Source organism: Microcoleus sp. BROC3 (genome assembly GCF_036702515.1).
Classification (GTDB): Bacteria; Cyanobacteriota; Cyanobacteriia; order Cyanobacteriales; family Microcoleaceae; genus Microcoleus.
Genome location: NZ_JAUBTQ010000184.1, coordinates 1 through 1,208 on the forward strand (window position 1 = coordinate 1; position 1,208 = coordinate 1,208).

The following is a 1,208-nucleotide window of genomic DNA, read 5'->3' on the forward strand; positions in this document are numbered from 1 at the left end:
CATAGGGAATATTCAGCGGTAGCAAGATGCTGGCTATTTTTTGCGCTAATTCGATCGGATCTGCAATCACGAGTTCACCCCAATCTTTGCTATTTGATAAAACTTCTCTCCACTCAGCACCCAAGCACCTTTTAATAAATTCTTGCCGAACTTTTGCCTCAGTAGCATTGGGATACTGGTTCTTTATTCCAGATATTGCCAACCTTCGCACCGCTTGATTGAAAGCGCAAGTCCGCTGTAGTTTTTGTTGGGGGCTTAACTGTCGCAATAGCTGAAACATCAGCACGTCAGCTTCAATGCTGGTATCGATAGATTGTGGCTTGTATCCTGACTTGACTGTGACTGTTGGTATTGGCGGCATGATGCAAGGAGAGTGAAACTGCATAGATTTCAAAATTATATTACAGAATCCAAGTTTTCAGACCGCTTTATAAAAATGCTATTTTTTCTTAATCATAATGAAGTTTTAACAATGAAAAGACTTGCTATAATGATGTCCTAAGCAAAGGCGATAGTTACCAGAGCTACTAACCAGATGGCAACATTTAGACGTTGTAATGTTTAATTATCCAACGAAAAATTCTGACTAAGACTTTTTTACATAAGTGTTCTTGGGAGATATGAAGATATGGACTTAATAAATCAGAAATCTGGGAATTACCGATGGCGAGGGCGACTAATAAAAGCTGGAGGGGGTATTCTACTAATCTTCGGCACAGGTTTAAGCGTTTTTACCTGGAAACTCTTCTCGCCACCTTCTGTTGACCGACAACCACTTCCCAAAACTTTAGTTTCTCTAGAATCACCCGAAGGACAACAGCTATTAAGCCAGAGCAAGAGCCAACAGGATTTTCAACCGCTTAGCACCCACATTGAAACTCAAAAGCGTCCAGCCTATTGTGGCGTGGCTAGCAGTGTGAGGGTTCTGAATGCACTCGGCAGCAAAAAACAGGGATATCGCACCCTAACCCAAGACACCTTTTTTGACGGTCAAACCCAGAATATCCGTTCTTCTTATGCCGTCACTTTTTCGGGGATGACTCTGGATGAATTAGCGGCTTTGCTCAGAAGTCACAACGTCAAGGTTGAGGTCTACTATGCGTCAGAGACAACACTTAACCAATTTCGTACCCAAGCTAAAGCCAACCTTACCCGTTCCGGCGACTATATAATCGTGAACTACCAACGCTCTGTTTTGGGTCAGGGTA

1 protein-coding gene and 1 pseudogene are annotated in these 1,208 nt (G+C 42.6%); one reads left to right on the forward strand and one right to left on the reverse strand.

The features are described 5' to 3' along the window. A pseudogene (locus tag QUB30_RS33685) lies at window positions 1–385 on the reverse strand (hypothetical protein); the annotation flags it as partial. A 243-nt stretch (window positions 386–628) separates the two neighbouring features. On the opposite strand from QUB30_RS33685, the gene QUB30_RS33690 reads away from it, so the two are divergent. Beyond that, window positions 629–1,208 (forward strand): phytochelatin synthase family protein (locus QUB30_RS33690; RefSeq protein ID WP_333342731.1); only part of this gene is annotated, 580 nt, incomplete at its 3' end.